This is a genomic window from Bartonella sp. AA23NXGY (assembly GCF_042197165.1).
Taxonomy (GTDB): Bacteria; Pseudomonadota; Alphaproteobacteria; order Rhizobiales; family Rhizobiaceae; genus Bartonella.
Map to the genome: position 1 here is coordinate 92152 of NZ_JBHIRO010000005.1, position 26861 is coordinate 119012.

Below are 26861 nucleotides of genomic sequence, written 5' to 3' on the forward strand. Positions count from 1 at the left end.
GATGATATATTTTCCTGATCGCTGCTTAATACGAATGATAAGCTCGGCTTTCCCTATAGATAAAAACCAGAGTTGCAGGGTTCAGGGAAGTTATGCAAAAATGAAATCGTAAAAGTGGACAGGGATATTTCACAATGGCTGTGAAAAATGAAACAATAGATTATTCAAAAACTCTTTATCTCCCACAGACAAATTTTCCTATGCGTGCAGGGCTTCCGCAAAAAGAGCTTGAATTGATGGCGCGTTGGGAAAATATGGGGCTTTATGCGCAATTGCGTCAACAAGCAAAAGATCGTCCATTTTATATTCTTCATGATGGTCCGCCTTATGCAAATGGTCATATTCATATCGGGCATGCTTTAAATAAAGTTCTAAAGGATGTGGTTGTTCGTTCATTCCAAATGCGCGGTTTTAATGCAAATTATGTACCTGGTTGGGATTGCCATGGGCTTCCAATTGAATGGAAAATTGAAGAAAAATATCGAGCACAAGGAAAAAATAAGGATGAGGTACCTCTTAACGAGTTTCGTCAAGAATGCCGTGAATTTGCACAGCATTGGGTAACTATTCAAAGTGAAGAATTTAAACGCCTTGGTGTTGTGGGAGATTTTAATACGCCTTATACTACAATGGCTTTTCATGCAGAAGCACGCATTGCCAGTGAATTGATAAAATTTGCTATGTCAGATCAGATTTATCGTGGTTCCAAGCCAGTGATGTGGTCTGTTGTGGAACGTACGGCTTTGGCAGAGGCTGAGATTGAATATCATGATCATGAATCAGAGGTGCTTTGGGTTAAGTTTCCTGTTTTTGAAGCAAATTCTGATGATTTATATGGTGCTCATGTCGTCATTTGGACAACAACACCGTGGACGATTCCAAGCAATCGTGCAGTGAGTTATTCTTCGCAAATTTCTTATAGTATTTACGAAGTTGAAAGTGCTGAAAATGATTTTGGTCCTCAAGTGGGAGAAAAGCTTCTCTTTGCAGACGCTTTAGCGATGAGTTGTGGAGAAAAAGCCAAACTTGTTTTGAAGCATTTGCGTGTTATTTCTTCTGAAGAGTTGAAAGCTCTTGTTCTTTCTCATCCACTCAAAGGTTTAGCTGGAGGGTATAATTATAAAATTCCATTGCTTGATGGTTCGCACGTAACAGAGAGTGCTGGTACAGGTTTTGTCCATACAGCACCAAGCCATGGGCGTGAGGACTTTGAAATTTGGAATGATTATAAGTCCTTACTGGAGCAAGCGGGGATTGATTCATCTATACCGTTTCCTGTTGATGATGCAGGGTTCTATACGAAAGATGTTCCAGGTTTAGGACCAGATCGTGAAGGAGGACCTGCACGTGTTATTGATGATAATGGAAAAATGGGTGATGCCAATAAAGAGGTCATTAATGCTTTAATTAAAGCAGATCGATTGTTTGCACGGGGGCGTTTAAAGCATTCCTATCCCCATAGTTGGCGTTCAAAAAAACCCGTTATTTTTCGCAATACACCGCAATGGTTTATTTCAATGGATAAAGATTTTGGGGATGGTTCAACTTTACGTAGTCGGGCTTTGGAAGCTGTTTCAAAAACGCGTTTTGTGCCATCTTCTGGACAAAACCGCCTAGCTTCTATGATAGAAGATCGTCCTGATTGGGTTCTTTCTCGTCAGCGTTCTTGGGGTGTTCCTATTTGTATTTTTGCAAATGAGGATGGTGTTATTCTAAAAGATGAAGGTGTGAACGAGCGTATTTTACGGGCTTTTGAAGCAGAAGGGGCAGATGCATGGTTTGCTGAAGGAGCACGTGAACGTTTTTTAGGTGAGCGTGCACATGAGCCTTGGGTACAGGTTTATGATATTTTGGATGTTTGGTTTGATTCTGGAGCCAGCCATAGCTTTGTGTTAGAAGATCGGGCTGATTTGAAATGGCCTGCTGATGTTTATTTTGAAGGTTCAGATCAACATCGCGGATGGTTCCAATCTTCTCTTTTGGAAAGCTGTGGTACGCGTGCTTGTTCTCCCTATAAGTCCGTGATCACACACGGTTTTACTTTGGATGAGAATGGTAAGAAAATGTCTAAATCTTTAGGCAATACGGTTGTTCCGCAAGAGATCATTAAAACATCTGGAGCTGATATTTTTCGTCTCTGGGTTATGACAACCGATTATTGGGAAGATCAGCGTTTAGGCAAAAAAATACTTCAAACAAATGTGGATTCATATCGTAAACTACGCAATGCAATTCGTTGGATGCTAGGAACTTTAGCACATGATGATGGAGAAGAAATATCTTATGGTGCACTGCCGGATCTTGAAAAATTTATATTGCATAGGCTTTTTGAACTTGATCAGTTGATTAATCGCGCTTACGATGAATTTGATTTTAAAAAGATTATGCGTGCATTATTGGATTTTTCAATCATTGAGTTATCGGCATTTTATTTTGATATCCGCAAGGATTCTCTTTATTGTGATGCACCTTCATCAAAAAAACGCAAGGCTTCCTTGCAGGTTGTCCGTGAGATTTTTGAGCATATGGTCACATGGCTTGCTCCAATGTTACCTTTTACTATGGAAGAAGCTTGGTTAGAGCGTTATCCAGGAAGCCAATCGGTGCATTTGGAACAATTTCGCTCTGTACCAGAAGAATGGCAAAACCAATCTTTGGCTGAGCGTTGGAAAAAAATTCGGCAGGTCCGTAAAGTTGTGACAGGTGCTTTAGAGCTTGAACGTGCTAATAAGCGTATTGGATCCTCTTTGGAAGCTGCGCCTATTGTTTTTATTTCCAATCTGGTTTTACGAGAGGCATTAGAAAATGTGGATATGGCGGAGATCTGTATTACCAGTGCGCTCACAATTACGCAGGACACGATACCTTCTGATGCTTTTACTTTGAATGATGTTGAAGGTGTTGGTGTATATCCAGAGAAGGCATTAGGAAAAAAATGTGCTCGATCATGGCGTTATACACAAGATGTTGGAAGTGATCCAGCTTATCCGGATGTATCTGCTCGTGATGCAGCTGCTTTGCGGGAATTGCAGATTCTTGGCAAGATTTAAAGTTTTAGATCAAAGGAAAGAAATGCAAGTAAATTTCTCATATTGATGAATATAGTTTTTTGTGGTACGAAAAAAATTCCGTTGTTTTATCTGCAGGGGGGAAATTTGTGTATGGACCGTTCTCTCATAAATAACGGGAATATTAATCAGCCATACACCTAGGAAATGGAATAGGCAGTGAGAAAACGTGAAATAAAAATATTTCCAATAGGAATTTTAGGGATGTGCTTTGTTTTAACGGGATGCAATTTATCCGCTCCTACCTATGGTACCAATAAACCAGTTTCAATACAGTTTTTTGAAGATGTTGCTAATATCACTTCATTAACACCAACAAATAACAGCAGCCAGATTGTTATGAAACCTCATCCAAAACTTGTAATACCAAGCCCTAGTTCACGCAGATTTTTGCCGGTACCACAACAAGATAGATCTGTCAATGAAATGGCAGCATCGAAGAAGCATCAAGGAAATACTCCTTTTCCTCACAAAGGATCGTCAGTTAATGGCGTTGGTTCAGAAAATCCTTCACAGTTGAATGCGAAGCAACGACAGGAATATTTACGTCGTCAGAGAGCACAAGTTGGAAGTTCAAAATACCGTCGCTATCTCACTGAACCACCTTTAAGTTATCGCCAACCGGCAAAAACCGCACCTATTGGTCGATAGGGAAAAGACAAAATATTTAAAGTAAAGTATTTTTCCAATTACTTATGATACCAAGCTCTCATTCGCGCGCAGTTATAATGCTGCTGTAGGAGGGGGGTATTCTCATGAAATAGCAATATGACAACAGCATCGAGAGATTCCTTATGCGTTTCCTTAACACGAAACATTTCTCAAGCTCATTTTACAACATTGCTCATGTGGCTAGTATAACGTAAAATCTATTGTGCTCCAATACTTTATGCTTAGGAAGGAGAAAGTGGATACCATCATTTTATTTTACAGACTCCAATGTTGCGATAATTTTTGCATTTGAGAGCTTTCATAAGAGACATTTTTAGTCTTTTCTAAAACGTTCTTTATCCAGACGATAATTCCGCTTATGATGTGCAAGAAAGTGATTTTTACTGTTTCAATGTAATTTGAAATGAGAGCATATCTACGATATTTTGGACTTTATATTTTATATACAAAATAATGAATTATTCTTTTGAATGAATGTACCATCTAATAGAAACAATATGCAGAATTAAAAGAGAGAAAAAATGCTTCGAAATAGCTTTTGCTATATATATCAGAAGAATTAACAGTCTTTTTTGAGAAGTAGGATAGTTTTTAAAGAGTGAAAGTTATGGAAGAAGAATTATTTTTAGTATCGCTTTTGTACAAAAAAGTCTTTAAGTAATTGAGCTGCTTCTTTTTCCTTGAAACCAGAATAAATCTCAGGTTTGTGATGGCAGGTTGGTTGCTGATAAAAACGTGGGCCATTTTCTATAGCACCTCCTTTGGGATCATTTGTTGCATAATAGAGACGTCGTATGCGTGCAAATGAAATGGCAGCGGCACACATAGCACAAGGTTCAAGTGTTACATAAAGATCGCAATCAGGAAGCCTTTCGTTTTGCAATGTTTCGCAAGCCATACGGATTGCGCGTATTTCTGCGTGTCCTGTAGGGTCATATGCAGATTTTATAAAGTTACCAGCGCGTGCAATGATAGCTTTTCCACGTGTAATGACAGCACCTACGGGAACTTCATCTTTTTTTGCAGCCTCTTGCGCTTCTAAAAGGGCTATTTCCATGGGCGTCAAAGTCATAATATTCTTTCTACTGAAGGTATAGAAAATCTAAAGGTTATCTCGATAAGGAATGCTATGGAATGAATAATTTATTACGCTTTTATAATGAAAAGAACACCTCTATTTTTTAAAGAGTTTAAAACAAACTTGCAAGTCGACAGATACATTATTGTCGTTAAAGGATAGAAAATGATAAATGATTATGCTACTTCATTTTTCAGGATAAGCGGTATGGTGCATGTGAATAATTTTCTGAACATACTTGCAAAGATTGGTTTGAAACGCAAATGAATGAAAATAATGAGAGTGAACGAATTGCTAAAAGGTTAGCGCGTGCTGGTATTGCTTCGCGTCGAGATGCAGAAATGATGATTGTTGCAGGTCGTATTTCTGTGAATGGTAAAGTCGTGACAACGCCTGCTTTTAATGTTAGCCGCTCTGATGTTATTAAAGTTGATGGCAAACCTTTACCTCCTATAGAACGAACGCGTTTATGGCTTTACCATAAGCCAGCAGGTCTTGTCACCACGAACCGTGATCCTGAAGGCAGACCTACAGTCTTTAGTAATTTACCAAAAGGAATGCCGCGTGTTCTTTCTGTTGGAAGGCTTGACATTAACACGGAAGGGCTTTTGCTTTTAACCAATGATGGTGGCTTAGCGCGTGTATTAGAGCTTCCTGTAACGGGGTGGGTCCGCAAATATCGTGTCCGTGCTCATGGAAGAGTCAAGCAGAGCGCGTTGGATAACCTTAAAAATGGTATTGCGATTAATGGTATTTTTTATGGTTCGATTGAAGCATCAATTGAACGCGAACAAGGGTCGAATGTATGGCTTTCTGTCGCTTTGCGAGAAGGAAAAAATCGTGAAATAAAGAATGTTTTAGGGGCATTGGGATTATCAGTTAATCGATTAATACGTGTATCTTATGGTCCATTTCATCTCTCTGATTTAGAAGAAGGAGCCGTGCAAGAGTTAAAAGGGCGGATGTTACGAGATCAGTTGGGGGAGCGTTTAATTATGCAAGCCAATGCAGATTTTGATGCTCCTATTCTTAAGCCATTTTCAAATTCTGCAGTTGTTGCAGAAAAGCAAAGCCAGAAAGATCTTTCTGTTGCAAATGATGGTTGGGTTTTCTCAAGTGAAAGGGCGATACGACGCCGACCAAGAGATGGTTCTGTTGAACATAGTCGCGCACGATTAAGTACAAAGTCTCATGAGAATGTAAAGAAGGAGAAAAGTGAAGAAGGAAAAGCAGAGCGTTTTCTACCGCGTTCTCGCCGTGCTAATGTTTGGATGGCTCCTGGTGCACGTCCGCAAAGTGCACGTAGAAAGCCTTCCTATAGTGAGGAGAAATCGCATGATCATAAGAGCGATTTGGATGGTAGAAAGTCCTTTCATCGAGGCAAGGAAAAACTAAAAGAAAATCCGTCATACAAAGAGAAGAGGGAAAGTTTTGTTCAAAAACATGGCAAAATATCTTATGACGAGACGCATCCCTTTGGTAAGAAAGATCGCTTTTTAAAGGATAAAGAGAAAATGATAAAAGGTGGTCATGATGAGCATTCTTTTGAGAGAAAGAAAAAGGTAAAATCGTTTGGTGGTGCTATGAAAAAATCTAAACCACATAGGGACGGTGCAAAAACTTCGAAGCGATTTGGAGGTCCACGTGCGGATCATAGGCGGTAAATTTGCTGGGCGTGTTTTGTTTTCGCCTGTTAATCAGTCGATTCGCCCAACGAGTGATCGTACACGTGAAAGCCTTTTTAATATTCTTTCTAGCCGTGAAGAAGAGTTTTGGACCAATAAACGCATTCTTGATCTTTTTGCTGGTACTGGTGCTTTAGGCATCGAAGCACTTTCGCGTGGAGCAAAGGCGGCTGTTTTTGTTGAAAACTCGGTTGAGGGGCGTGGGTTGCTTCAAAAAAATATAGAAGCCTTTGAATTACAGTCGATAGGACGGATTTTGCGTCGTGATGCGACCAAACTTGGCAATATTGGCACAATGCTGCCATTTGATGTTATCTGCGCTGATCCTCCCTATAGCCGTTGTTTAGGTGAACGTGCTTTTGTAGAAGCTTTGCGAGGAGGGTGGGCAAAAGCTGATACACTCTTCATACTTGAAGAAAAGAAAGATACAATGATTTATTTACCTGACGTCTTTTATCTAGATGATGAGCGTTTTTATGGTGAGACAGCAATACGTCTCTATAAATTACGATCGCTTACATCTTGAGAAAGTTCTTGTTTTTATCCGATAGGATGAAAAAATGCTTTTTCACAGTTTTCTTCATTTTATATGGTTTTTAAAAGGTTAAGCAGAAAATCAATAAAAGATTCTAATGTTAAAGGAATTGATGAATTTTTATTAGCTTTAATACAGAAGGATGTTTTTTCTCCAATAGGATATATATTCCTCGATAATAGTTATGATCTTTTTTATCTAATTTCTTTCTGCCATACCTTAATCATCACATTTCATCAACAGTTGAAAGCTTTAAGCTATGCAGTCTGCATTGATATCTTATATGATGCGTAACTTCTATTTTTGCTATTGTCTAAACTTAAAAAAGATATTTTGTTTAGTATTGAAAATATTGTTCATTTATCCTGAATACTTGTGTGTTTAGTTTAGTAATATCGCTTGTTGAGTTAGTCATTACATATTAAGTAAATCTGAGAGTATTAAGTATCTTATCGTGGTGCAGCTTTAAGGATACTTTTTTATATTATTCTTTATCACTAAAGATAAGTAATTTGTAAAAAAGGGGAGATTATCGTGTTTAATTGGATATATAGTGAAGAGATTAGTACAGAAGCAAGTGCTGAGCAAATTTGGGCTATATGGGAAGATGTGGCATCATGGCCTTGCTGGGATAGTGAACTTGAGTGGGTAGAACTTTCTGGTCCTTTCAAAGAAGGCGCTATAGGACGCATGAAACCTAAAAAGGGACCTACAGTAACTTTTACACTTGATAAAGTTATAAAAAATGTTTGTTTTTCTGATTATGCTAAACTTCCTTTTACACGTATGAGTTTTAATCATGAATATATTTGTTCAACAAAATCGGGTTCTTCAAATAACAAAATTCGTCATACTGTAACCATGTCTGGTTTATTTTCTCCTTTCTTTGGAATGATTATTGGGTCAAAAATTAAGTTACATCTTCGCGATGCAATGATTGAAATGAGCAGACGTGCTCTTACTGAAAACAAAAGCATTTTGTAAGGGGGTGCATTTATAAAGAAGTTAATACCTTAAAAAAGGTGCAGAACTCTTAGCCTTGTTAGAATGAAATCAGTTATGAGTATATAGCAAATTGATGAGCTATGATTTGGTTTTAGTTAGCTGTTGAAATCGATTCAAATCATCTTACGGGATTAATTTTGCGCTAAAAATCTTATGAAATTCATTGAATTTTTTATATATAAAAGCTTATAAGATGCTCTCTTCGTTGAAAATGAGAAAGTTTCAGAAGCTCATTGCTTCTCTTATGATGTAGGCCCATATCGTCATGATATTTGCTGGTTTCTAATGTTGCGATAGCTTTTGCATTTAAAACCTTCATAAGAGACATTTTGATTTCTTCTTAAATGGTTTTCATTCATACGCTCCTTACTTATGATTTGCTCGCAAATAGTTGTGATTGACTCAACATGAATAGGTTCGAAACAGAGAGAATTTTATGATATTAGGCTTTTTTATACAAATTACAAAACAATAAATTATAAGTATAAATCAAACTGTTAATTTTATTGAAAGATTACAAGATAATTTCTTGATTACTTTTAAATATAAAAATGAGTTCTTTATGATATTACGTCCATTAGGGTAAAGAAGTTTATGACTGCTCATTTTGTTGAAACCATAATAGAAGGAAATATTTTTTACTCTGTTTAAGTTTTGTTTCATTTACAAGAGTGCCGTCTCATTATGAGAGAGTTTATAGAAGCAAAGAAGTGTATACAAATATAAGGTATTTTCTTGATTCTTGCTTGGAAATTAAAGAATGCTATAGGAAAGATATGAGATAAGTTTTTTACTACCCAGAGGAAGGAAGACCTGTGATTTAGATCATTTTATGCTTTTCGAATTTTTGAGGATTTTGGCTTAAATTCAAGTGTTATTGCTAAGACTTTTGTTAATTGCCAATTGTTCTGTTGATTTGATTGTCAGTGGAGATTTGGCTCCTAAAATGATAAGGGCCCCATGAGAAATCTTGAAACTAAAGAGATTTTACGGCATATACGGCATATTACGTCTTTTCATAAAGAAGCTAAAAGGGAAATGATTTAATGCATTAAAAGAAAAAGAATGCATGAATGTGCATAATCTTATGAATCAATACACAAGAGTTATATTCTGATTTGTATAAATTTGTCAGAATGCTTATCAATGTAAATAATAAAATATTTTAGGGAGTCTATAATGACTGACAAAAACCAGATTGAGAAAGCTGTTTCGCTGGTTGAAGCAGCAAAGCGTTCTGGGGCAGATGCTGCTGATGCTGTTATTGTTCATGCTCATTCTACCAGTGTATCAGTTCGTTTTGGGAAAGTCGAATCGACAGAAGCAGCAGAGAGCAATGATTTTACTCTAAGGGTTTTTGTTGGAAAAAAAGTAGCAAGTGTTTCTGCTAATTTAGGATCTTATCCGCAAGAACTTGCGGAACGTGCTGTTGCGATGGCTAAAGCTTCTCCCGATAGTTTATTTGAAGGTTTGGCAGATAAAGAGTGTTTGGTTAAGTATCCTAAAGATCTTGATCTTTTTGATGATTTTGTACCCAGCAGTCATTTTTTAACAGAAGATGCTTTAAAAACGGAGGCAGCAGCTCTTGATGTTAAAGGTGTAAGCAATTCTGGTGGCGCTGCAACAGCTTATGGCCGTAGTGGGTTTATTCTTGTGACCAGCGATGGTTTTTGTGGAGCCTATCGCTCAAGTTGTTTTTCACGTTCTTGTAGTGCTCTTGCAGGTGAAGGAACACAGATGGAGCGGGATTATGATTATACAACAGCCTTACATTTTTCTGATTTAGAGGCAGCAGAAACTGTGGGAAAGAATGCAGGGCTTGGTGCTGTTCGACGTTTGGGTGCAGTTCGTGCGGCGACTGGGAGCGTTGATGTTATTTTTAATCCGCGTACGGCTCGTGGAATTGCAGGGCATATCGCATCTATGGTCAATGGAGCCTCTGTGGCTCGAAAAACGAGTCTTTTACAGAATTTCCTAGGCAAGGAAGTGATGAAGCCTAATGTTAATGTAACCGATCAACCTTTGCGATTACGTGGAAATGCTTCTCATCCTTTTGATGGAGAAGGGGTAGAGGGGCAAACACTCAATATTATTAAAAATGGTATTTTAAAAAATTGGCTTCTTTCATCATCTACAGCACGTGAATTGGGACTTAAAACAAATGGACACGGTATGCGTTCGGCATCATTAGTGCAGCCGACCAGTACAAATTTTGCTATTGAACCGGGTTTAGTATCACCTTGCGATATGATAAAAGATTTGCGAAATGGATTTTATGTGACCGAATTATTCGGTCATGGCATTGATTTTATTACTGGTCAGTATAGTCGTGGGGCTTCCGGTTTTTGGATTGAAAATGGTGAAATTGCTTATCCGGTAAGTGAAGTAACGCTAGGTTCTGATTTGCTTCATATGTTAGCACATTTAACACCTGCCAATGATATTGATCGGCGTTATAGTACAGCTGCTCCAACATTGTTAATTGAAGGGATGACACTTGCAGGAAAATAACACGCATCATTCTTCTGATTTAAATCTTTTGCGTGATGTTTGTCGAGAGGCAGGAGATTTAGCAATGCGGTATTTTGGATGCACGTTGGATGTCTGGATTAAAGAAGGTAATTCCCCGGTTAGTGAAGCAGATTTTGCTGTTGATCATTTCTTGAAAGAGAGGCTTCTTGGAGCTCGTCCAAATTATGGATGGATTTCAGAAGAAACAAAAGATAATCGAGAAAAACAAGATTATTATGAGCGCTCTTTTGTTGTTGATCCTATTGATGGAACGCGTGGTTTTCTTTCTGGCAATCCTTATTGGTGTATTTCGGTTGCTATTATTGAGAATGGGCGTCCTATTGTGGGCGTTTTACAATGTCCGGCTCAAGGAGATGTTTATACAGCTGTAACGGGTGGAGGGGCAACATTAAATGGGATAAAACTTCCTCGTTTAGCCTTTCAGGTTCATCGAAAATATAAAATTTCACTTGATAAATCGCTCGCACAAAAATTACCAGATGATTTTCTCAATCAAGTCAGTCTTTACCATTATCTTCCTTCTCTTGCTTATCGTATTGTTCTTGTTGCTCAAGATGAAATTGATATCGTATTAGTTCGTCCGAATTGTCATGAATGGGATATTGCCGCTGCTGATCTTATTTTGCAGGAGTGTGGAGGGTGTTTTTTATCGCTTGATGCCCCTTTACTATCTTATGGAATTGAACCTTACCAGTATGGACTTTTAATTGCTGGTAAAAATAATTGCTGTCAAGATATGATAGATGTTGTTCGTCAAACAAAGTTAGTTTAATCATGTAAAAGCGCGCTAAAATAATCTAAATGATATGGAGGCACATATGACTGAAACCAACGAAAAAAAACAATATTTACATCTTGTATTTGGTGGGGAATTAAAAAATCTTAACAGTAATCAATTTAAGAATCCTGATGATTTAGATGTGGTTGGTATTTTCTCAGATTATCAATCCGCTCAAGAAGCATGGCAGGCAAAAGCACAAAGCAGTGTAGATAATGCATTACAACGTTATTACATTGTAGATTTGCATCAGTTTCTTGATGCTGAGTTAGGCGATGCAGAATAAAGCTTGAATATTGGGTCATTATAACCTGTAGATTGCTTCATGCTTTTGTTTAGTCGTCCTTTTCATAGGTACGTTCTTTGGGTAAAATAGAATGCCGTAAAAAAGAATATGCTTGTTGTTTAAAATTCATATGTTTTCTTAAGAAAACATCTCCCAAAACACCCAAGCCCATTTCATAATAGTGTCTGTGCAAGGTATAAAATCCATTATTGCACCACCATCTTTACGCTTAATAAAAATGCAAGACAGTTTCTATCAACCTATTTACAACAGCAATATTATCATGACAGCTATCACTCGAAGTCTATGATTATATTGTGAATAGTCACTCTGCTTTTGAATGGGGTATGAGACACTAATGCGTTAAGATTAATAAAAAGAGTAGCATTATTAATGATAGCAATTATTACTCTGTTGAGATTATTAGCACTCGTTGCTTATCTATTGGAATTTTTTCAACGAGTTATTACTATAAGCTTAGAAACCATGAAAGTCGTTAGAAACTTTACCAAAATTAGAAATTTAGAGAAACTGAATAGATTTATGAAGTTAACTTACCTCAGAAGGGTTTCTTGAGTACTCATTTAAAACTAAAATCTATAAGTTAATCATTTTGTGTTGATTATATACAATCTTAAAAGGAATAATATATCATTGCGACCTCCTGAAAAGAGAGGATTTAAAATTTTGAAAACTCTTATTTAAATTGCTTTAAGACTTTTAAGAAATTCTCTATTAAACAAGATTAGATTTTTCTGGATTAACTTTAAGAGATTATATCACAATTTAAAATGAGAACTCTATACTATTCAAAAGTTTTTAAGATTAGTTTGACATATTCATTTTATTGAAATGAAATAATAGAGATTGAGCTTTCTTTTAAACACATTTTATTTGTTGTATTTATATTAGGTTGTAATGTCTATATGGGTTATTTTTTGAAAAATTGACAATACCTAACATATGTAAAAATAAGCTTTTTCTCTAAAATACCAACGTGCAAAATTCAAAGTCTCATTAAAATCATAAGAAGTATTTATTCAGTGAGTTGAAAAAATTGATACAATCTATGTCATAGGTTTATCATTTATATTTTAAAAATTATAATCGACTGAAATGTAGTTTTGTTATTTTTGAGTAAGATTTTTTATAGGGTGCAGAATGAAGTGATAAAATCGATATAAGTTACAAAATTTAATTAAAAGAGATTTAAATAATGTGTATATGTATTGAATTTTCTCATGGATTAAGCTTTTTTTATTTAAGATATGGATGATATTAAAAAATATGGATGCAACCAATAGTGTTGATGAATCTTTTAACAAAATAAGTATATAGATATCTTAAAATAGCTGGATGAGGTGATTTTAAATGGTAGAATTAAAGGCACATACGGCTCTTTTAAGCTATCGGATAATTGGTTTTTGCTTATGTCCTGTTATTCCTTTTTATTTGTTCTTTCGTGCTATTCGTGGAAAAGAAGAGTGGTGTCGCAAAAAAGAGCGTTTAGGTAAAAGTTCTCATGTACGCCCCCAAGGTTCATTAGTTTGGTTGCATGCAGCAAGTGTTGGAGAAACACTTGCACTTTTTCCACTTGTAAATTATATTTTATCATTGAAAATCAATGTATTAATGACAACAGGGACTGTGACCTCTTCTACTCTTGTGAAAAAACATTTTGGTGATAGGTTGATTCATCAATATGCTCCTTTGGATTTAGATTTTGCAGTGCGCCGTTTTATTAGTCATTGGAAGCCTGATCTCGTCTTGATTTGTGAATCAGAAATTTGGCCCCTTCGTATTAAAGAACTTGCAAAAATGCGTATTCCGCAGATTTTGGTTAATGCCCATATGTCTGAACGTTCTTTTAAAGCTTGGCAAAAACGACGCGTTCTTGCCAAACATATTTTTAAGGATATTGATTTGGCGATTGGTCAAAACGAAAGAGATGTAGCTTATTACCATACACTTGGCGTAAAATCTGTTACGTTTTCTGGTAATCTCAAGGCTGATGTTTTTCTGGTTGAAAATCAAGAATTGCTTGCACGTTATCGTAATGCTATCGGCAATCGCCCAGTTTGGGCAGCTGTTTCAACGCATGAAGGGGAAGAGGAGATTGCTTTTGAGGTCCATAAAATTGTTAAAAATTATTTGCCAGATTTATTAACAATTATTGTACCTCGTCATCCTGAACGTTCAGAAGATCTTATCAGAAAATGCGATAATAAGGGGTTAAGTTTTATTCGTAGGAGTAGAGACGTTGTTCCAAACATGAATACCGATATTTTATGGGGAGATACCATTGGAGAAATGGGACTTTTTCTTCGCTTATCGAAAGTTTCTTTCGTTGGTAAATCGTTATGTGGAAATGGTGGACACAATCCATTGGAATTGGCTTTGCTTGGTTCCGCTATTTTGACAGGGCCTCATGTTTCAAATTTTCAAGAGATGTTCAAACAATTTCTAACGCATGATGCAGCATATATGGTTCAAGATACAAAACAGCTTGCTATTCAGGTGTATAAGCTTTTAACAAATGAAACATTGCGGCAAGAAATGGTTGATAAGGCTCATGAAGTGGCAACAGGTATGGCAGGTGCACTTGAGCGCACATTAAAGATTTTAGATCCATTTTTACAACCCCTTGTAATACAAACGGGTTTACGTCAGCGTCAGGGTGGATATGCATATTAATGCGCCTCATTTTTGGTGGAAAAATAAAAGCTTTTTGCGTTTTTTATTAACTCCAATTTCATGGGGTTATGGTTATTTTTCACGTCGTTTTATGGCAAGACAGCCTCCCGTGATTGATCTTCCAGTTTTGTGTATTGGAAATTTTACATGTGGTGGTGCGGGTAAAACACCAGTTGTTATTGCTTTTGCCAAAGTGGCTAAAGAACTTGGTTTTGTTCCTGGTGTTGTATCACGTGGTTATGGTGGATCAGTTAAAGGGGTACATCTTGTAAATGAGAAATATGATACTCCACATAAGGTCGGAGATGAAGCACTTTTACTTGCACGGCATGCTTTTGTAGCTGTATCACCTAATCGTTATGCAGCGGCACAACGGCTTAAACAAGAGGGATGTAATCTTATTTTAATGGATGACGGATTTCAAAGTCGCCGTCTTTATATGGATTATGCGTTACTCGTTGTTGATGCGATGCGCGGTTTTGGTAATGGAGCTGTCTTTCCAGCAGGACCTTTGCGTGTACCATTAAAAACGCAGTTTTCTTTTATGGATAGTGTTTTATTGATTGGTCACTCCAATGCGCCTGATAATGTCGCTTTTCTTGTTTCGCGTACTGGAAAGCCTTTATATCGTGCTCATCTTAAAGCTAGTGCCTCTGATGAGGTTTCAGGAAAATCATTTTTGGCATTTGCTGGTATTGGCAATCCAGATAAATTTTTTAAATCTATTAAAGAATTGTCTGGTGATGTGGTGCAAACTTACATATATCCAGACCACTATTTTTTCACAGATAAAAATTTAAAAAGCCTTATACAAAAGGCTAAAATGCACAATTTATGGCTAGCAACAACAGCTAAAGATTATACCCGTATACAGACAATTCACATGCAAAAAGATTTGAAAAATCTTATTATCTTTGATGTGAATGTCGATTTTGTTCAAAAAGACTTCTGTCGTATGGTCCTTGAAGAGGTCATAACCCGCTTTAGAAAACGTTCCCTTGAATTTTCTTGTCTAAAAGGCAAAGGCTAAATTTATAGCTTTCGAGGGGTTATTTTTCTTTTGTTTTTAACAATTGCTTGAGATATGGGTTGCACTCAAGTTCGCGCTGATAGGAGATTTCACAACTAGCATATGCTTCTTGGCGGTGATGATTCCAATATTTTAAATCATCTATAGGGATTTTTTGCCCGCTAACAGCACAAATGGTATAGGTACCATATTCTATAATGTCATATCCGTTATTAGAATAATGAATTTTTGCTTCGCGTTCACCATTGGGAAACATGACAACTCCTTTTTACTTGATACAAGAGATACAAGAAAAGTGCCATAAAATATATTATAAAGTCGAGAGTTAATTTTAAAATATTTTTCTTGTAAAAATGATGAAGGGCTTATTTTCTGCCAAAAAGCCGTTCTATATCTGCCAATTTGAGTTCAATATAAGTAGGGCGTCCATGATTACATGTACTTGTATTAGGTATTGCCTCCATTTGTCGTAATAGTGTGTTCATTTCTTCGGGGCGTAAAAGGCGCCCTGACCGTATTGAGCCGTGACAGGCCATCGTTGCTGCAACATAATCAAGCATTGCTTTTAAATTATTTGTTGTATCATACTCAGCAGCCTCATCTGCGAGATCTTTAATAAGGGCTTGGACGTTGATCTCTCCTAACATGGAAGGTGTTTCACGCACAACAATTGCTCCTGGTCCAAATGGTTCTATTCCTAATCCAAATTTCTGCAAAGCATCTTTATGCGTTAAAAGGCATGTTGCATCCTCTTCAGAGAGTTCTACAATTTCAGGAATAAGTAATAACTGTGAAGGAAGTGGTTTGGAATAAAGTGCATTTTTGAGTGCTTCATAAACCAATCGTTCGTGAGCTGCATGCTGATCGACAATGATCAAACTATCTTGTGTTTGGGCGATAATATAGTTTTTATGGATTTGTGCTCTGGCGGCTCCTAATGGATAAGATAACTCTTCTGATGAAGATGTCGTGCTTGGAATGTATGCATCCCCACTTGGTGTATTTAAGCCCTCCATAATAGGAGCGGCATCTTCTTTTAAATCAAAAGAGTGAGTACTATCCAATGGTTTTTGGACCATTGAAGCACTGGTAAAATGATGAGGTTGTGAACTGTAAGAAGAGAACTGGTGCGTGTTCTTAAAACTGCCTAATGGTTGTTGTGCCAATGATTGTTGTGTTTGAAATGCAGCAAGCATTGCTTCAGAACGGGTTGAAGTAGGACGAATACCAGATTGCTGCAATGCTTCACGAATAGCTCCAACAATCAAACCACGAATTAATCCTGGATCACGGAATCGTACATCAGCTTTGGCTGGGTGAACATTAACATCTACCTCAGCAGGTGGGAGGTCAATAAAAAGAATAGCGACAGGATAACGATCTCGTGTCATGACATCAGCATAAGCGCCTCGGATAGCGCCCCATAGAAATTTATCACGCACGGGACGTCCATTAACATAAGCAAATTGATGAAGGCTGTTATTTCGGTTGAAAGATGGCAAACAGGCAAAACCTGTTAAGCGCACCGCTTCGCGTTCAGCATTCAGCGCAATGCTATTAGGGGCGAATTCTTTTCCCATAATCTGCGTAATACGTTGTAATTGTCCTTGAATATTATTTTCTGTAGCAGACAATTCCATAGATGTTCTGTCTAGTCCTGAAAGAGAAAAGCGGATATGTGGAAATGCGATAGCAATTCGCTTAATCATATCGCTAATAGCATTTGTTTCAGCCCGATCAGTTTTCATAAATTTTAATCGTGCTGGCGTGACAAAGAAAAGATCACGAACTTCAACAATTGTTCCAAGATTCGCAGCAGCTGGTTTGGGTCCTACAATTTTTCCTGCAGTAACGGAAATTTCAGCAGCGCTCTCAGCATCTTTTGTTCGTGAAATGAGTTTAAGTTTAGCAACAGAACCAATAGAGGGGAGGGCTTCTCCTCTAAATCCAAGGAAGCAGATATTGTGTACGTCATCGGTAATCTTTGAGGTACAATGGCGAGAAACTGCTAAAGTTAATTGATCTGCAGGAATTCCATAACCATTATCACTCACCTTTATAAAATTTTTTCCACCATTTGCTGTAATAATTTCAATGCGTGTTGCACCAGCATCAATAGCGTTTTCAACAAGTTCTTTGACAACATTTGCTGGTCGTTCAATAACTTCACCGGCGGCGATTTGATTAATAATATTTTCGCTAAGATGGCGTATAATCATAATAAATTCTAACAGGAATCTTAAGGGTTCTATAGAAAATTATGATAACATCATTTGCGAGACATTCAAGAATAAGAGAACATGAGAGGTATTATTTTTACAATACCTCCTATTTTATTTTATGTTAACAAGTCGGTTGGAAAAAACATAAAAATAGTTTTTATCACTTTAAAATAGCTTGCACCAGTTTATCATCTAGGTCAAAAAAGAAACAATGTAAAAAGGGAAGGCAATATATATGGCGCGTATAAGCGGTATTTTAGCAGATAGTGATATACAAGCTTTGATTGAGAATAACTTTCTCAAGGCTCAGTGTCCATTTGATAGATCTCAAATACAACCAGCAAGCCTTGATCTTCGTTTAGGGGAGAAAGCTTATCGTATACGTGCTTCTTTTATGCCGGGACCTGATACAAAAGTTTTGGATAAGCTTGAACGGTTAAAGTTGCATGAGTTTGATTTACGAGGTGGAGCCGTTTTGGAAACGGGGTGTGTTTATATTGTTCCTCTTTTGGAAAGTTTAGCTTTACCAGAATTTTTATCTGCTGTTGCCAATCCCAAAAGTTCTACAGGCCGATTAGATATTTTTACACGTGTCATTACGGATAATGCTCAAGAGTTTGATAAAGTTTGTGCTGGTTATCATGGTCCACTTTATTTGGAAATTAGTCCACGCACATTTCCAATTTTGGTGCATACAGGCTCACATTTATCACAGCTTCGGTTTAGAAAAGGGCAAAGTTATTTAAATGAAATAGAGTTGCACACTTTGCAAAGGCAAGAAACACTGATATCGGATGATTTTCCTAATATTAGTGTTGGTGGTATTGGTCTTTCCATTAATTTAAAGGGAGACGAAAACGGGCTTATAGGTTATCGTGGTAAACATCATACAAGTGTTATTGATATTGATAAACGTGCCGTTGCCCACGTTTTAGATTTTTGGGAACCTCTTTTTGATCGTGGTCAAAGGGAGTTGGTTCTTGATCCTGATGAATTTTACATTTTAGTTTCACGAGAGTCTGTTCATGTGCCTCCGCTTTATGCCGCAGAAATGACACCTTTTGATCCTTTAGTGGGCGAGTTTAGGGTGCATTATGCAGGCTTTTTTGATCCAGGATTTGGGCATAAGGAGGCGGGGGGAAAAGGAGCAAGAGCGGTTTTAGAAGTGCGGAGCCATGAAGTTCCTTTTATCTTAGAGCATGGTCAAATTATTGGCCGTTTGGTCTATGAGCATATGCTTAATCAACCATCAACCCTTTATGGACATGATGTTGGATCACATTATCAAGCACAGGGTTTAAAGTTGTCCAAGCATTTTAAATGAGTTGGGAACCACGAATTTTGATAACATGTATGCAGAAAGCGTATTTTAGATAAAAGAAAATTTTGTGCTTCGCAAAACCGGCGTCATGCATTCTATTTTTAATTTCCAAGGTTATCTCATCTCTTGCATTTGAGAGGGGATGAGAGGCATTTTTACTTCTTTTTTCAAGAGGTTCTATCTATACGAACTCCATTTATGATGTGCAAAAGAATAGTTTTGATTATTTCATCATGACAAAATTTACAATGAAAGAATTTTACTATATTCAATATGTTGTTCATATTTATGATAATAAATCAATAGGTTAATAAAATTCAATATAACAGTAGCTACTCACTTTTCAAAGTAAATATGCGAGATTGGATGCTGCAATTGACTCAATTTTTCTAGAGTGTAATAACCAGTATATTTTATTCCGCATAAAAATTATCCTTAAGCGTTAATAAATAAGTTTCACTCCAGTTTAGTAACAATTATTTTCAATAAACATTGTTCTAATTTTAGTAACTCATTTATAGCCTCAAGATATAATATTGCTAGAAAATTATTCAATTAAATATGAAGGTTTCTATTGGTATGAACATTAAAAGTTTTTATGCTTTATATGAATTAGGCACTATAAACTTTCATGAATAAGTAACAGATCTCAGTTTTGAATATTGATATAAGAAGATTTCTGCATGTATGCGACAGCTTTATTTCCAGTATTAATAAAGGATTTTTTCATCTTTTGGGGGAGATTATGATTTATACTTAATGACACTCTATATTCTTAATAACTGATAATGTAAGGATCTTTGGAGGGAGAAGCGACTTTAAATTATAACTAATTAAGCTACGGAGCAATCGCTTTCGAAAAGGGATTGCTTTAAAGAGAGTATAACATTTTAATTGCACATGAAGAATATATGAGTAGATACGTTATTAATGATACTTCATACTGTGAGATTTTAAATTTGGATAAGAGCAATAAAGACGTTGTTTTTATCAATTAGTTTTTTTAGAAAGTTGCAGTCTCTGTTGCTTCTATCTATTCAATAGAGTGCTTTGGGAGAATAGCGAATAGGTAGGTACATGGATTCGCTTTTATGCGTTTTAGGATGTTTTCTCTTTTCATTTAGAAACAATGGTGCCATCAATGATTATTTCTTCAACACTTGATTATCGTAAGGCAGCAAAGCGTCGTCTTCCTCCCTTTCTTTTTCACTATATTGATGGTGGGGCTTATGCTGAAGAAACGATGCGACGTAATTGTACAGATCTTCAAGCACTTGCATTGCGTCAAAGGATTCTAAGGCAAGTTGGTGAAGTTGATCTTTCAATCAAGCTTTTTGATCAGACACTTGATTTACCGATTGTACTTGCGCCTGTTGGGCTAACGGGCATGTATGCACGTCGTGGAGAGGTAAAAGCAGCGCGTGCCGCAGCGGCAAAAGGGATTCCTTTTACTCTATCCTCTGTTTCAGTTTGTCCTATTGCGGAAGTGCAAGAAGCGGTTGGAGGTGCATTTTGGTTTCAACTTTATGTTCTCAAAGATCGCGGTTTCATGCGTGATGCACTAGAACGGGCTTGGTTGGCTGGTGTACGCACGTTGGTTTTTACAGTTGATATGCCAATTCCTGGTGCACGTTATCGTGATGCGCATTCGGGAATGTCTGGTCCTTATGCTGGTTTACGTCGTTTTTTACAAGCTTTGACTCATCCATATTGGGCTTGGAACGTTGGTGTTATGGGGCGCCCTCATGATCTTGGAAATGTCTCTGCTTATCTCAAAAAGAAAATTGCATTGGATGATTACGTTGGTTGGCTTGGTGCAAATTTTGATCCATCAATTGGTTGGCATGATCTACAATGGATTCGCGATTTTTGGAAAGGAAAAATGATTTTGAAAGGTATTCTTGATCCAGAAGATGCTCGAGAAGCAGTAAAATTTGGTGCGGATGGTATTGTTGTTTCTAATCACGGCGGACGTCAGCTTGATGGTGTATTATCAACAACACGAGCATTGCCTGCAATTGCGGATGCTGTAAAGGATTATTTGACTATTTTAGTGGACTCAGGTGTTCGTTCTGGTCTTGATGTTATACGCATGATAGCACAAGGTGCGGATGCTGTTATGATTGGCCGTGCTTTTGTTTATGCGCTTGCAGCAGCAGGTAAGAAAGGTGTTATGCATCTCCTTGATCTTTTTGCCAATGAAATGCGGGTAGCTATGACACTGACTGGTACTCAGATAATCAAAGATATTACACGCAAGAGTTTAGTAAATATAGATGTTTTTAAGCAATGAAAGCAATATGTTATACTTCTTTCAGAAAAAGAAGGTCTTTTTATAGAGGAGCATAATTATATATTTTAAAAATATGTTGATAGTTAAAGTTAAATAGAAAAGATCAATAAGCTCCTCTATAAAATCACAGAAAATACTCAGTAACTACAATAATATTAAATATTATTGATAATAATAAACACGAAAAAAAACAATAATAACATTGCATACATATTTTATTTACTTTATTAAAATCTCATTCTACGGATAAAAAGGAACAAGTGCTGATATTAAAGGTAAAACAACTGTTGATATAGAAAAAATAGCTATAAATAATGCTGTGAGCATTTTTCCCTCCTGTATATAAAAAACATTAAAATATAATATATTAATTACTTCTTTTCCACATTGGCATAAAACGTAAATTTATAAAATCCATTTAGTTTTATTTTAATATAGAATAATATTAATTATTACACATAAATAAAATTATTAAAAATGTCAATATGTATTTATTTTAATCTATAATTATAATAAAAAATGTATCTAATAAATAATATTTCTATAATCTATATATTATTTATATTAAGTTCATTGGATAATATATTATATGGATATGATATTGTTTTTATGGAGTACGTTTTTAAGCAATGAAAAAATATCCGTACTATCTTTAAAAAAGCTCGTTTACTGAGAGCAAAACTGCGTGAATTAATATGCTTTTCTTTCTTATTTTCTTGTATTTTCAATGATTTATGATGTTTTTGAACTGGCAAGCATATTAGGAAGCAGTTGAATATTTTTTGTATAGTATGTCATTTCTAACACTATTTATGCGTTCTCGATTGATTTTATAACTTGTTAAAATATCCAGTTCATTTTTATTGCAGATGGGGATGGTGGGGGGCCTAATGATACAAATGGGCATAGAATGTTTTGTTCCATAAGCGATTTAACAATTGCATCTCCAAGCTTCTCCTTTGATACTATGCTCTTCATAGACAACAACAGATTGGTGAGATTGGCATAACTCTAGCACTGATCTATTATCTCAAAGTTGAATTGTTGGCACACTTGTAAGCGTTGGGATAACTTCATGTTTTTTGAATCTCTTTAGCAACATCAAGACAAATCTGAACAGTTTCTTCAGTAGCAAGTAAGAGAACATCTTTTCCTTTTTTAAACAGAGGTTTTGCTGATATCAATTTTTGAAGCATTTTTATGAATATTCATAACAGCACGCTTTCCTAAACCTATATAAATAGGTACAAGATTACTCAGAGTAGAAAGAATTACAGTTTCCATTTGATCGAATTTCTACTCGTAAGTAATTGGATAATATTTACTTTATCGCTGAATAAAAAAGAAAAGTTTTTCTCTCTTTAAATAGAGGATGGATTGTCATCTAGCCAATAGGGATAGTTTGCGAGAAATTTGTTCGATGCAAAACGACTTAACATTGCAGTTACTTTTTATCATTTGAAGCTGTGAAAAGAAGGCTAAGATAGATGAAAGAATGTAAAAAATGATGGATACATTTTAAGTTAAAAAATTATCATTCTGTTAATTCCACACCAGTTGCTGCTGATATTGGTAACAAAAGAAATTTGATCAAAAAAATATCAAAATTATTTGAGGACATTCCTCATGGCATGTAAACTAAACCTTTTTGTTGGTATGAGTGATATTTTCTTTGAACAGAAATTGATTCTATCTCCTGAAATCAGCAATAATCTCTCAGGTTATGTCGTAAACTTTTTAGGGATGTTACAACGCCACTATCGTCCTTTTATGAAAAATTTAGCATTTCAGATGAGCAGTTGTGAGGAATTTCAACGTTTAATACAGCAAGATCCAGAAACTCTCACGGATTTAGAACGGGCTTCAAGATTTTTATATTTACAGCGATTAAGTTTTAGAGGGAATGTAAATCGTACGATGAGAGTAGAAAACCATCGTAGCGCGCGGGGGGCTTAAGCCCTTCCAATTTGAATGCGTGCTAAAACTTATTTTCCACTGTTTAGCAGGTGTTAGCATTGAACATTTAGACTGGTCTGATTTTATTGTGCGTTATGATCGCCTAAAAATCTTGTTTTATCTTTCACCACTTTAATTGTGGTTTTGAAGGTTATTAAAGAAAGGATTTTTATAAGCGGGAGGACTATCAGCCGATGTCTAAGCTGCTTGCATAATAAGAGGGAGTTTTTTGTCTTTAAACAATATGCTAGAAATTCAAAAAACTTTAGTTAACTTTATAAAAGAGGTTACATCATCTTATATAGACTGCTCTGCAAATAACACAATTGCTGGTGAGGAATGGGGCATCACCAATTTTGATTTCTAAAAAAGAAACAATACGTATTAAATAGTCTTTAACTTTGCAGACTTTTTGAGAATCCTTTCAGAATCTTTTGAAAAAAGTGAACTGATAGAAGATATTTCTATCAAAATATAAAAACTTTTCTAACAAGTTAGGAATAAATATAAAAATATATATTAAATATAAAAACAGTACGATATGTAGGCAATCTGGGCTTTAGAAACAAGAATCAAAGCGTATAAAGATGCATAGAGGTGAGATTGAGACATATCATTTTTATGATTCAATAAAAAATAAAAATTAAAGAAAAAATTTTATATCAAAAATTTAAGGTGGTTTAAAAGGTGGATGGGCAATGCATGGAAGGATGAGTGAGAAGGTGAATTAGGGGAGAGTGATTTATAGATTATCAGTATCTTTGTAAAAGTATCTTCTCAAGATAAATATTGGGATGAAATAAGATTGTGGTTGAATGTTCGAAAAGATAATACGCGCTCTTAACTTTTCCGTTATACACATCACAATAAACGCCGTGAAAGACACGGTCCTATTACAAACTTTCTCTAAAAGCAGTACATGAGTTTACAAGCTATTACAGTAATATTTTAAAAGAAAGATTTTATTTCAGGAAAAAATTATCTTAAAATAGTAAAGCAATATTTTTCAAGAAATTGCTAGGCAACTTTTGAAAGTAAAAAAGCTAAGTTAAAAAATAAAAGAAAAAATGGTTATTGGTTTTCTCAATTGGAGTTGCATGTCATTTCCCACATAGGGAATTTACCTATAGAAAAATTAACAGCCAAGATTATTCACAATGTTTTCCCGCCACTTTAGCATGAAAAAGCAGATACAGTGCGAAAGTATTTTCCTTATCGTCAACATCATTATTATAATTAGGAAGCTGAAGCAACGTCATTTACAAATCACATAAAAGCCTTACCATTATTCATTATATAGCTCCGTAGATTGCTTTTCTTCAAGCATGCAAGCTTCTAGATGTTATTTTTGTTGAAAACAGAACCTTTGTGTATGATCAGTTCTTTGAACGACGATAGTAGTGCAATCCATAAAATCTTTTCTCATCTTCTTTTGATAGGATAACAAAGATGCCCATAGAATACATCAATAGACTCAATCATTTTACACAAACATAATCTGTTGAATCCTTTTGCTTCAACTCAGACATCTCCGTTACTCTAATTAAAACTAATCGACCACCAGAGTGTTTTAATCCTTTAAGTGCTTTTACTTTTAATCTGAATGTATCCACCTCTTTCAAATCTTTTCATTGATTGATGTTTCAGAGGAATTATATTTTTATCACTTTATTTTCCGTTTATCTCTCCAACCACATAAACGTTCACCTTGTTCGTTATGTTTTAAAATATCTCTCGCCAAATTTGGACTAATGACATTGATATCTTGTCGATTCAAATAAATTGGCAGCCATCCAATACAAGAAGTTCGTTCATTGGTCGCGCAACCAGCTAGAAAGCTTAGTGCGCACATCAGCATCACTTTTCTTATTAATTTCATTTTCTACCTCAAGCCGTGTTGTCGCTATCTTGAAATCTTCTTTTGTTTGCTTTTGCTTCTCAACTTTTTTCCCAAGAAAAAAGGCTTTGACTAAAGCTATAAGAAAAGCTGCTATGAGCGCTGACGTCATTGTCAGATATTTTTTTATCCATAAAATCATAGGCGGTGTTCCTGAAAACGTTTAGCAATGTATATCATAGCTGTACAAGCGGCTAAAACCATAATGCCTGCTAGAACCCATTGAACAGGACCATTTCCTGCAAAAAGACCTCCAAGCCCTGAAAAAGAACCTATGATTGGTGCAAGAGCTTCTACTTTGCAAATACCTGTTACGCCTTCTGGTTCTACTACATGATAATTGGGGGCAACATGAGCTCCTTTTGCCCATAATCCTGCTTCGGTTGCTCGGCGATTGACAAGACCTTGGATACGTTTTCCTCCTACTCTTGTCCATTTTTGCAATTCGGTTGGTATCGCTTCATATTCACCTTTATTAAGCTTTTTTAAAAGTGTAGAACTGCGAAATGCTGTGATTCCTACATTATAGCAAAATGATACTAATGCCGCGAATTGTTCATCGTTTAAAGGAACGGTAACGGCTTTTTCAACAACAGCTTCATACTCCCTCAAGTCCTGACAAAGGATTTTTTCAGCTTCTTTTTCCGTAATTTGCATATCTTTGTGAACGCTTGGGGCACCAGCAGCACTTGTATGTCCATAACCAATTGTCCAGACACCACCAGAATCTTCATAAGCTGATAAACGCAAGCCTTCCAATTGCTTAATCAATACAAGCCCTTCTTTTGATATTTTTCGCATTATTTTTACCTATAAAAAACTACACAAAGCAGGATATGAATTAAAAACTTACATCTACTCATTTTTAAGAACAGAACAGCGAAAGGGCATAATAAATTCAAAACATCCATAGTGGATTATTTTAAGATCCATATCATTTTTTTGAATAAAGGTTATGCTAAATACTATTCATTTCGCAGCAATTGATCTCCATCTAAAGACAATAACTTTATAATAATTCCATTTATAATCAGATAGATTTCACTCATAAATTCTTACATTTGATCCAGAATGATTTAGAAGAACTTTACTTGAAAAAACTTCAATAATTCCGATGACAAAAAGCATTTTTAACAAAAAATAAGAGACATAATAATTAATGAAATAATTAGGTGTTAATTTTTAAGTAATTTCAAAAGTCATAAATTGCACCACAGAATTTTTTTATAAAAACAAAAAAACATTATAATTTAATATTATATATCTAAAAATTATCTTAGAATCAATAAGACATATACATAACGTGTTATACATATTTAATAAAAAAATCTATAGTTAATTTAATTATTCTTTGTTTTTTTTCCTAATTGCTTAATTTCATTAAAAAATACCTTTATGAAGGATTTTAAATAAACTGTTATATAAAAAACATAATGAATGTTTCTCCTCTCTTACAGTCTGTTTCCAACTGAAACAATATATTAGTGGAGCATATTCAATATATAGACCAATGATATTTGATAGTTTTTTAAAGAATATTGTACTGTAATAAATTTGAACAAGTAGTTCGGTTTCATATATTTTCTTTTTCATATGAAGCATTTAGTGGGGCGTTCGGGTCCAATGATATCATCTTTGTCTGGTGTTGTATTGGCTACGTTTCCAGCAGCCTCTTAAACAAATCAATCAAGCTATTGAAATCTTTTTAGAGGCAATAGCACAAGAGACACAAAAGATTTTGACAAAAAGCTGCTTGACAATATAGGAAGCTCTCTCCTCCTAGCATCCCAGTCCATTCACATAACATAA

At 35.6% G+C, this 26861-nt stretch carries 19 protein-coding genes; 13 read left to right on the forward strand and 6 right to left on the reverse strand.

All coding sequences use genetic code 11. The features are described 5' to 3' along the window. The first annotated feature begins 134 nt into the window (after window positions 1-134). Both ileS and ACFINY_RS04230 read left to right on the forward strand, forming a co-directional pair. Window positions 135-3050 (forward strand): isoleucine--tRNA ligase, encoded by a 2916-nt coding sequence (ileS, locus tag ACFINY_RS04225; protein ID WP_375612103.1) that lies wholly within the window; start codon window positions 135-137, stop codon window positions 3048-3050. Window positions 3051-3227: 177 nt separating this feature from the next. Continuing rightward, window positions 3228-3719 carry a hypothetical protein gene (locus ACFINY_RS04230; protein WP_375612104.1) on the forward strand — a complete coding sequence of 164 codons (492 nt, stop codon included), beginning with the start codon at window positions 3228-3230 and terminating at the stop codon, window positions 3717-3719. 646 nt (window positions 3720-4365) lie between these two features. On the opposite strand, the gene ACFINY_RS04235 is transcribed toward ACFINY_RS04230, so the two are convergent. Then, the gene (locus tag ACFINY_RS04235; protein WP_273790416.1) at window positions 4366-4812 is read right to left on the reverse strand and encodes a nucleoside deaminase; all 447 of its coding nucleotides are present in this window, start codon (window positions 4810-4812) and stop codon (window positions 4366-4368) included. 269 nt (window positions 4813-5081) lie between these two features. Between ACFINY_RS04235 and ACFINY_RS04240 the strand changes: the two genes are divergently transcribed. The 8 genes from ACFINY_RS04240 (at window position 5082) to lpxK (ending at window position 15363) form a co-directional block, all read left to right on the forward strand. Further along, complete coding sequence (locus ACFINY_RS04240; RefSeq protein WP_375612105.1) at window positions 5082-6482, forward strand: pseudouridine synthase; 1401 nt, start codon at window positions 5082-5084, stop codon at window positions 6480-6482. Further along, window positions 6463-7029, forward strand: coding sequence for a 16S rRNA (guanine(966)-N(2))-methyltransferase RsmD (gene rsmD / locus ACFINY_RS04245; protein ID WP_375612106.1), 567 nt, complete (start codon window positions 6463-6465; stop codon window positions 7027-7029). Before ACFINY_RS04240 ends, rsmD begins: the two co-directional genes overlap by 20 nt. 543 nt (window positions 7030-7572) lie before the next feature. Further along, window positions 7573-8022 (forward strand): hypothetical protein, encoded by a 450-nt coding sequence (locus ACFINY_RS04250; protein ID WP_375629733.1) that lies wholly within the window; start codon window positions 7573-7575, stop codon window positions 8020-8022. A 1200-nt stretch (window positions 8023-9222) separates the two neighbouring features. Further along, the gene (locus ACFINY_RS04255; protein WP_375700872.1) at window positions 9223-10554 is read left to right on the forward strand and encodes a TldD/PmbA family protein; all 1332 of its coding nucleotides are present in this window, start codon (window positions 9223-9225) and stop codon (window positions 10552-10554) included. Further along, a complete protein-coding gene (locus tag ACFINY_RS04260) occupies window positions 10541-11347 on the forward strand; it encodes a 3'(2'),5'-bisphosphate nucleotidase CysQ (protein WP_375700873.1) in 807 nt (268 codons plus the stop codon). Before ACFINY_RS04255 ends, ACFINY_RS04260 begins: the two co-directional genes overlap by 14 nt. Before the next feature lie 46 nt (window positions 11348-11393). Then, the gene (locus ACFINY_RS04265; protein ID WP_375616897.1) at window positions 11394-11639 is read left to right on the forward strand and encodes a DUF4170 domain-containing protein; all 246 of its coding nucleotides are present in this window, start codon (window positions 11394-11396) and stop codon (window positions 11637-11639) included. A 1371-nt stretch (window positions 11640-13010) separates the two neighbouring features. Then, on the forward strand, window positions 13011-14333 hold the full coding sequence (waaA, locus tag ACFINY_RS04270; RefSeq protein WP_375700874.1) for a lipid IV(A) 3-deoxy-D-manno-octulosonic acid transferase: 1323 nt from the start codon (window positions 13011-13013) through the stop codon (window positions 14331-14333). Then, window positions 14323-15363, forward strand: coding sequence for a tetraacyldisaccharide 4'-kinase (gene lpxK, locus ACFINY_RS04275; protein WP_375700875.1), 1041 nt, complete (start codon window positions 14323-14325; stop codon window positions 15361-15363). Before waaA ends, lpxK begins: the two co-directional genes overlap by 11 nt. A gap of 19 nt (window positions 15364-15382) precedes the next feature. Here lpxK and ACFINY_RS04280 read toward each other — a convergent pair whose 3' ends face one another. Continuing rightward, window positions 15383-15619 carry a DUF2093 domain-containing protein gene (locus tag ACFINY_RS04280; protein ID WP_375608064.1) on the reverse strand — a complete coding sequence of 79 codons (237 nt, stop codon included), beginning with the start codon at window positions 15617-15619 and terminating at the stop codon, window positions 15383-15385. A gap of 109 nt (window positions 15620-15728) precedes the next feature. After that, the gene (gene mutL, locus ACFINY_RS04285; RefSeq protein WP_375613514.1) at window positions 15729-17582 is read right to left on the reverse strand and encodes a DNA mismatch repair endonuclease MutL; all 1854 of its coding nucleotides are present in this window, start codon (window positions 17580-17582) and stop codon (window positions 15729-15731) included. A gap of 238 nt (window positions 17583-17820) precedes the next feature. On the opposite strand from mutL, the gene ACFINY_RS04290 reads away from it, so the two are divergent. Both ACFINY_RS04290 and lldD read left to right on the forward strand, forming a co-directional pair. Then, entirely contained in the window at window positions 17821-18909 is a 1089-nt protein-coding gene (locus ACFINY_RS04290; protein ID WP_375645986.1) for a 2'-deoxycytidine 5'-triphosphate deaminase, read from the forward strand. Window positions 18910-20047: 1138 nt separating this feature from the next. Beyond that, window positions 20048-21199 carry an FMN-dependent L-lactate dehydrogenase LldD gene (gene lldD, locus ACFINY_RS04295; protein WP_375612383.1) on the forward strand — a complete coding sequence of 384 codons (1152 nt, stop codon included), beginning with the start codon at window positions 20048-20050 and terminating at the stop codon, window positions 21197-21199. A 1158-nt stretch (window positions 21200-22357) separates the two neighbouring features. On the opposite strand, the gene ACFINY_RS04300 is transcribed toward lldD, so the two are convergent. Next, a complete protein-coding gene (locus ACFINY_RS04300; protein WP_375612384.1) occupies window positions 22358-22483 on the reverse strand; it encodes a hypothetical protein in 126 nt (41 codons plus the stop codon). A 342-nt stretch (window positions 22484-22825) separates the two neighbouring features. Between ACFINY_RS04300 and ACFINY_RS04305 the strand changes: the two genes are divergently transcribed. Continuing rightward, entirely contained in the window at window positions 22826-23155 is a 330-nt protein-coding gene (locus ACFINY_RS04305; protein ID WP_375612385.1) for a hypothetical protein, read from the forward strand. A gap of 1811 nt (window positions 23156-24966) precedes the next feature. Here the strand turns inward: ACFINY_RS04305 and ACFINY_RS04310 are convergent. Both ACFINY_RS04310 and ACFINY_RS04315 read right to left on the reverse strand, forming a co-directional pair. Next, window positions 24967-25194: a hypothetical protein gene (locus ACFINY_RS04310; RefSeq protein ID WP_375612386.1), complete on the reverse strand. Its 228-nt coding sequence runs from the start codon at window positions 25192-25194 to the stop codon at window positions 24967-24969. Further along, a complete protein-coding gene (locus ACFINY_RS04315; RefSeq protein WP_375612387.1) occupies window positions 25191-25853 on the reverse strand; it encodes a lysozyme in 663 nt (220 codons plus the stop codon). Before ACFINY_RS04315 ends, ACFINY_RS04310 begins: the two co-directional genes overlap by 4 nt. Window positions 25854-26861: the final 1008 nt, after the last annotated feature.